We start from the raw sequence: 6,499 nt of genomic DNA, 5'->3' as shown, positions 1-6,499 counted from the left end.
CAGAGTTCATCAGGAACCAGACGCTTCGACAGATCAGCACCCACGACAGACATCATGCCGTACGAACCCTCAAGCCACGTGAGACACCCTCTAAGCGTCCAGTAAATAATCTCTGTACGGTCTCGGGTGTGGTGGGCCGTGGTGCGGACTGCTCGTCTATCCGGCGAGGGCTAGTTTGCATGCGGACGATGCCGAGCATTGCGTGGTGGACGCCGTCGTCTTTGAAGGGGCAGTTGCGGAGGCAGCCCCGCCCCTGTTGGCACCCGGGGGCGTCCATATCCGTATGCGCGCGTCGAGTTCGAGTGCCGCCGCAGCGCGCGGTGCGCCGGGTCTTTGGAACGCTCTGCAGAGCATGCGTGATGCGTAGCAAGGCCGGTGCCGGTCGGGCCTGTTGGGCCCAACAGGTCTAGATCCATTGGGGCCAACAGGTCGAACATCCCCTGTCCTGCGGTTTCCTCGAAAGCGGCAGTTCGGTACGGGGCCCCATCCGGGACTTCCGCAGACGGTACGGTCAGTGGCGTGAACCGTACGGGAGGGCCGAAAGCCGGGCCGATGAGGAGCAACGCATGTCCATGACCGTCCTGAGTCCGCTGCCCGACACCATCGAGCGCCTGGACGTCGTCCGTGAGTGGCGCGTCGACGGGCTGGTCCCGTTTCTGGACGAGCCGCAGGCCGCGATCGACGAGGCCATCGCGAAGCTGCTGAACTACGCCACCGACGCGCGGCCGCAGATCTTCGTGCCGCCGGTCCTCGGCGCGGTCCCCGCCGTGTTCGCCGGCCACCGCACGTACGTGTGCGTGAACCAGAAGGGCGGCGCGGGCAAGACGACCACCACCGTCGAACTGGCGGCGGCGTGGGTCGCCATGGGCTACACCGTCCGGATCATCGACGCCGACCCGCAGGACGCCTCCATCACCGGGGCCTGGCTCGCGCCGAACTACGAGGGCGTCGCCGAGAACGAGCGGTACAACCTCGCCGATGTCCTCTACGGCCGCCAGCCGCTGGACGAGGCGACGTACGAGACGGCCGTGAAGGGGCTTTACCTGGTCCCGAGCTACAAGGACCTGGAGCTCGTCAACTTCGACGGCAAGGCGGCGCGGGACGGGATGCTGCGGGCGGCGATCCGCCGCTCGATGGTGCCGGTGGACATCACGATCATCGACGCGCCGCCCTCCCTGGGGAAGCTGTCCGTCAACGGGCTGGTCGCGGCGGACCAGGTGATCCTGCCGCTGAAGGTCTCCGGGCTCGACAAGAAGGCCCTGGTCGACCTCCAGGAGACGATCACGAGCGTCCAGGCCGTGGAGAACCCCGACCTGGTGGTGGCCGCCGCCGTCCTGACGGACTGGAGCCAGTCCAAGCACGCCGCGCAGATCGCCGCCACGGTGCGCCGCGACTACCCGGACGTGATGATCGCGCCCGCCCGCCGCAACGTGAAGGCCGCGTCCGCGCCGGACTACGGTCTGCCGCTGCGGGCGCTGGCGGCCCAGGCCACCACCGCGCGCGACTACGACCAGCTCGCCCACCTCCTCCTGCCTGTGAAGGAAGTTGTCTGATGCCCAAGATCGGTGGAATCGGAACCGGCGGCGACGCCGGGACCAAGGACAGGGGCAGCGTCGGCACCGTCGGCGGCAGCGGCATCCTCGGCAAGCTGATCGGCGGCGGGAACCAGACCCCCGGCGGCAAGAGCAAGGTGCCCGCGTACGTGAACAACGAGCTGCTGGACCGGCTGCGCAACACGGTCGTCGGCCTGCAGCGCGACCCGGGCGTGGAGACGCCGCCGCTCTCCCTCTCGGCGTTCGTGGAGGCCGCGATCGAGCTCGCCGTCGAGGAGGCGGAGGAGCAGCACAACGGTGGCCGCCGTTATCCGCCGAGGCCCCACGCCAAGCTCAAGACGGGCCCGCCCGTCGGCTGACCGAGCACGGTAAGGGCCCCGCCGGAAGCGAACCAGCGAACCGGCGGGGTTCTTCGCGTTGCACGTCAGTGGCGGTTGGATCTGTTGGTCCTAATGGGTCTAATTCCCTGTTCGGTACGTGTGGCCGTCCGGACGTGACTACGGTCGAGCCGTGATGACGAAGGTCGATGTTCTGGACGAGCTGCCCGAACTCCAGGAGGCGGTCGAGGCCGTATGCCGGGCAGCCCCCTCCGAGGCCCGCTCGCGGCAGATCCGTGCCCACGCCCGCGAGCTGGTCCGCGCCCTCAAGCACCCCGGCCACCCGCTCGGCGTCGGTGACGACCTGGCGGACGTCTTCGCCCGCGACTCGCTCGCGGCGTACGAGCGCCTGGCGCTCGCCGGTGACCTGCGCGACCGGGGCGCCAAGCGGCCCACCTCCGAGGCCACGGCCATGGTCCGCTCCGGCGTGATGGCGCTGCTGCAGCGCGAACTCGGCCTGGAGGTTGTCCTCCTGCGGGTGCAGGAGGAGCAGCCCCGCAAGGAGCCCGTCGACGTAGTACGCCGCGAGCGGATGCGCGAGAGCCTGCAGACGGTGGCCGACCACATCGGCCGCAGCACCCGCTGGACCGCCGACGGCGGCCTGCTCACCCGCGGATTCCCCCGCTGGGTACGGATGCTCGCCATGGCCTCGGTCACCCTGGACACCGGCAGCCGCGTCGGCGAGCTGTGCGCGATCCGCCTGGAGGACCTCTCTCCCGCGCTGGACGAGATCCGTATCGTCCGCCGGCCGCAGAACGCCCGCCCCGACGACCCGGTCTCGACCGAGGTCCACCCGCTGCGCCGCTCCACCCGGGCGGCACTGCGGCGCTGGTTCCTGGTGCGCCGCCTGCTGATGGTCGACGTCACCGGCACCGCCGACGCTCTGTGGGTGTCCGTACGCGGCAACCACGGCGGCGTCGTCGGAGAGGCCGGGCCCCGGTACCGGCCCGCCGGCACCACCCTGCAGCCGCGCGGCGCCGGACGGTCCTACACCGCGGCGGTCACCCGCGTGAACATCGAACTGGCCGGGACCGAAGGCTGGCAGCCGCTGCCCGAGCGCATGGAGCAGCTGCGCCGCGGCGTCGCCGTGCCCGAGGCCCACCGCGTACCGCCCCGGCCGGACGCCGAGGTCGCGGCCCTCTACATGGGGAAGCTGGCGAAGGCCGGCCGCCGGCTCGCCGCTCTGCCGGACTCCCCGTCCGCGGCGACGACCGGCCGCGCCGCCCGCGACGAGGCCCGGCGCGTCCTGCGCGACGCGTGGCGGATCGGTGTCGAGCACCAGGTCCAGCTCGACGTCCTCGGCGGCGCCGGCCTGCTCGCGTACGACACCCCGCGCGCCGGATGGGAACCCGAGCTGCTGCGCGCGCTGGACCGGGCCGCCCACCTCGCACCGCTTTAGAGCCGTTAGGGCCAACACCCCCAATAGGTCCCGCCCGCCCGCTGTTGCGAGCGGGCGGGACCTTCGCTTTCGTACGCACCGATCGCGCCGCCGCGCGTACGGGCAGGGCCGCCCGGCCCGCTCGCAACCTTGATTCAGCCCCCGGTGACGGCCCGGCGGGGCTTGGCGGTGACGATCCGGATCCACTGCCCGAGGGCGTCGACTCCGGCCTCGTCCCGGGTGGAACGGGCCTGCTGGCCGGAGGCCCGGCCGACCCCCGCCGCCCAGCCGGTCCAGCCGCTGCGGCGCCCGGCCTTGTAGCTGGGCTCGACGTGCCCGATCACCGTCCCGTCGCCGGTGATGAGGTCGTAGCTGTGCGTTTCGCGGTCCCGGCTGACCAGACGGGCCCCGGCGGTGAACTCGCGCGCCTTCTTCGCCGACATGTTCCGGGGGTGGGCCGGTTCGTTACGTGACACCTCCGGCGCGGCGGGTTCGCGGGCCGGGGCGGCGGCCACCGGTTCGTTACGTGGCGTACCGGGATCGAGGTCCGGGCTCGGACCTTCAGTGGCTACTGGGGCGGCGCCGACTACCGGTTTGTTACGTGACGGTTCCGAGCTCGCGAGGATCTCGGCGACGAGCTTCTGGGTGCGGTGCGCCAGGGCGTACGCGAATTCCTCGGGGAGAACCGGAGTCATGCCCGGCGCGATCTCGCGGGTGTCCCAGCCCTGTTCGGCCCGGCGGGCGGCCGACTCCACCAGCTCGGCCACTTCGGCCCCCAGGGCCCGGATCCGTGCACCCGGCCCCTCTCCAGCCGCGTCACGCAGCCGGGCTTCCGTCGGCGGCGTCGGCGCCGGCGGTGCGGCTGCGGCCCGGAGCGCCTCAAGCTCCCTGGCCCGCCGCCTACGGTGCACCGCCTGACGGCAGGCGGCGCTACAGGTCCGCCGCGCCCTGGCCCGGCCCTGAACCATCTCGCTGCCGCAGATTTCACACAGCGCCATATCCGCCTCCGGTTCGTAACGTAACGATCCTGGCTTCAGAGGCTACCCGGCGACGCACCGGATTGTCACGTAACGAAAAGTGGTGCGGGCGGCCGGGCGCGCCACCAGTGACGAGGCCCGGCGTTGTCCTGCGCGATGCGTGGCGGATCGACATTGAGCACCAGAGCCAGCTCGCCGCGCTCGGCCCCGCAGCCTGCTCAATCCGGAACTGCTGCGCGCTGGACCGAACAGTCCGCCTCACCCCTCTTTAGACCTGTTGGACCCAACACCCCTGTTCTGGCCCGGCCATTGGCGGGCCTGGCCAGAACAGCGCGTCGGGTTCTGCTGCTGGCTCTGTGGTGGCGAAGCGCAGCTCGCGTTGCACATACGCCCGCTAGATTCGGGACCGCCGCACCACTTGGTGGCGTTTGGCCTGAGTGGGGAAAAGCCGCCGGACCATGTCCTGGTCCTCCAGCTCCCCGAGAGCAGACAAGACACGCTTCGCGGGTTCGGACTCCGTCGTGTCCGCGATATCCATCGGCAGGTTCACCGAGATGAACCACGGTTCCTCGTTTGCCGTCGCCGAGGCGCCGACGTCGTCCTGCTTTTCATGACGCCACGCGCGTGTCCAAGCAGCTTCCCAGTTTGGCGCGTCAGCTTCCGGGACCTCGCACGCTTTCAGGAAGGCTCGGAACTGGCTTGGGCTGCGCGGAATTGCCTGCTTCATCACGATACGGTGCGCGGTACTACGTGGTAGCACGCCGTACTGGCCCGCGCGCTGCTCCATGGTGCGCAAGGCGGGGGAGCCCGCTTTCTCGTACAGGTCCTGGAGCGCGGCGCTGAGCTCGGTCAAGTCGCGAATGTACTTCGGGCGAGGGGCGGGGCGGGCGCGGCTGCCCCGAGTGCGGCGGGTCTGCTCGTGCCGGGCCAGCCGCCACAGGCGGCGCGCCTCATCGGGAGAGGCATCGCATGCCCGGGTGTAGTCGAGCACGGTCTGGAGCTTGGGAACGCTGTTTCCGGAGGCGGCCCGCTGCAGAGTCGTCGCGTGGCGGCCGGCCCGTACGGATACGGCCCGGTAGCTCTGTCCGGTGCGCGCACGCTGTTCGCGCAACCATTCGGCGAGATCGCGGAGCGCCTTGTTGTCAGTCGTGATCGTTTTCTCGGTGCGACACATGACTGATCCTCACGCTGCAGGGGCGAGTAGCGCGCGCAGCATGGTGCGGACCGCCCGTATGGGGAAGCCGGTGACCAGTCCGACCAGTAGAACGGCGGCCAAACCCGCGCCAGTGATCAACTGCAGCGCCATGGCCAAGGGCATTCCTACGACCGTGACCAGAGCGGCGGCCATAGCGATGATCACAATGATGACGACGGCTTCGGCGCCGCTCAGGCGCCGGTGGAACGGGGCACCGCTCTCCACGCAGGGAACGGGACGGGGCTTGGGCATAGGGCTTCCCTGTTTCGGGTCCGGCGGGCCCACCGGCCGCCGGACGCTTGATGCTGACTCCAACCAGGTACGGACCACGGAGCAGTTGCAGCCGCTCTCGGTGTGGTGCGTGGACAAGATGGTGTCAGGGAGTGGAGCGGGAACCGTGACGTAGCGCGCCAGCCGAGTGGCATTGATGCGTCACTGTCCCCGTCGAAATAGACGGACCGTCTATGCGGAGAAAATGACGTTCAGCCAGCATCGCTCTGAGTGACCACCGTTGACCTGCATGTCTGCGGGCGCAATAGATAACATGACCGCTGTCAGTGAGCCGTGGTAGTGAATCGATTGATGCGCGCTTGCCCCAATCGCGGTTGCACGATGTCCGAGGTCACTGCAACCATCCCGGCTTCAGGACTTGCTCCGAGTTGGGCGGGCCCTGCCCTGATTTGCTGCTGGCTCCAACCGAATGCCGAACAGGGACTAAGCGGTCTTGCGTTGCAGCGTAAGACCAGCCGAGAGTTGGTGCCGTCATGGCGCCGGCTTTTTGCTACCAGGACTGATGGACGACGGCGACGACGAGGATTCAGCACCAGCGACAGTTGAGGAAGAGGCTCCCGCCCCCTCTACCGACCGGTTGCGCCCTTCACCAGCGTGGACTGCCCCCATGCTTATGACACAGGGTCAGGACTTCCCGGTTTCGCCGCCATCGCGATCGGCGACGGCGTGAGCGAGATTGCTTCGGACGGTTCCTGTCATTGGGTGGTTCTCGCCCAGCACCCGCATGG

At 69.5% G+C, this 6,499-nt stretch carries 6 protein-coding genes; 3 read left to right on the top strand and 3 right to left on the bottom strand.

The genetic code is table 11. The annotated features are described in order from the left end of the window. The first annotated feature begins 566 nt into the window (after positions 1–566). From AB0389_RS37495 to AB0389_RS37485, 3 genes are all read left to right on the top strand, one after another. Positions 567–1,553, top strand: a complete 987-nt coding sequence (locus tag AB0389_RS37495; protein WP_366400072.1) for an AAA family ATPase — start codon at positions 567–569, stop codon at positions 1,551–1,553. Then, positions 1,553–1,912, top strand: a complete 360-nt coding sequence (locus AB0389_RS37490; protein WP_366400071.1) for a hypothetical protein — start codon at positions 1,553–1,555, stop codon at positions 1,910–1,912. The genes AB0389_RS37495 and AB0389_RS37490 overlap by 1 nt, the downstream gene beginning before the upstream one ends. Before the next feature lie 154 nt (positions 1,913–2,066). Continuing rightward, positions 2,067–3,329, top strand: a complete 1,263-nt coding sequence (locus AB0389_RS37485) for a hypothetical protein (protein WP_366400073.1) — start codon at positions 2,067–2,069, stop codon at positions 3,327–3,329. A 134-nt stretch (positions 3,330–3,463) separates the two neighbouring features. Here AB0389_RS37485 and AB0389_RS37480 read toward each other — a convergent pair whose 3' ends face one another. The 3 genes from AB0389_RS37480 to AB0389_RS37470 all read right to left on the bottom strand — a co-directional run bounded on the left by AB0389_RS37480 (position 3,464) and on the right by AB0389_RS37470 (position 5,732). Next, the gene (locus AB0389_RS37480; RefSeq protein WP_366400070.1) at positions 3,464–4,075 is read right to left on the bottom strand and encodes a hypothetical protein; all 612 of its coding nucleotides are present in this window, start codon (positions 4,073–4,075) and stop codon (positions 3,464–3,466) included. A 604-nt stretch (positions 4,076–4,679) separates the two neighbouring features. Continuing rightward, on the bottom strand, positions 4,680–5,459 hold the full coding sequence (locus tag AB0389_RS37475; protein WP_366400069.1) for a helix-turn-helix transcriptional regulator: 780 nt from the start codon (positions 5,457–5,459) through the stop codon (positions 4,680–4,682). A 9-nt stretch (positions 5,460–5,468) separates the two neighbouring features. Beyond that, positions 5,469–5,732, bottom strand: coding sequence for a hypothetical protein (locus AB0389_RS37470; RefSeq protein ID WP_366400068.1), 264 nt, complete (start codon positions 5,730–5,732; stop codon positions 5,469–5,471). Positions 5,733–6,499 lie beyond the last annotated feature (767 nt).

The organism is Streptomyces sp. NPDC093109, from assembly GCF_040701725.1.
In the GTDB taxonomy this organism is placed as follows: domain Bacteria; phylum Actinomycetota; class Actinomycetes; order Streptomycetales; family Streptomycetaceae; genus Streptomyces.
This window is presented reverse-complemented; position numbering and strand designations above follow the sequence as displayed.

Coding starts and splice junctions, on each gene's coding strand:
- AB0389_RS37495 (WP_366400072.1), top strand. CDS start 567: ATGTCCATGACCGTCCTGAGTCCGCTGCCCGACACCATCGAGCGCCTG.
- AB0389_RS37490 (WP_366400071.1), top strand. CDS start 1,553: ATGCCCAAGATCGGTGGAATCGGAACCGGCGGCGACGCCGGGACCAAG.
- AB0389_RS37485 (WP_366400073.1), top strand. CDS start 2,067: ATGACGAAGGTCGATGTTCTGGACGAGCTGCCCGAACTCCAGGAGGCG.
- AB0389_RS37475 (WP_366400069.1), bottom strand. CDS start 5,459: ATGTGTCGCACCGAGAAAACGATCACGACTGACAACAAGGCGCTCCGC.
- AB0389_RS37470 (WP_366400068.1), bottom strand. CDS start 5,732: ATGCCCAAGCCCCGTCCCGTTCCCTGCGTGGAGAGCGGTGCCCCGTTC.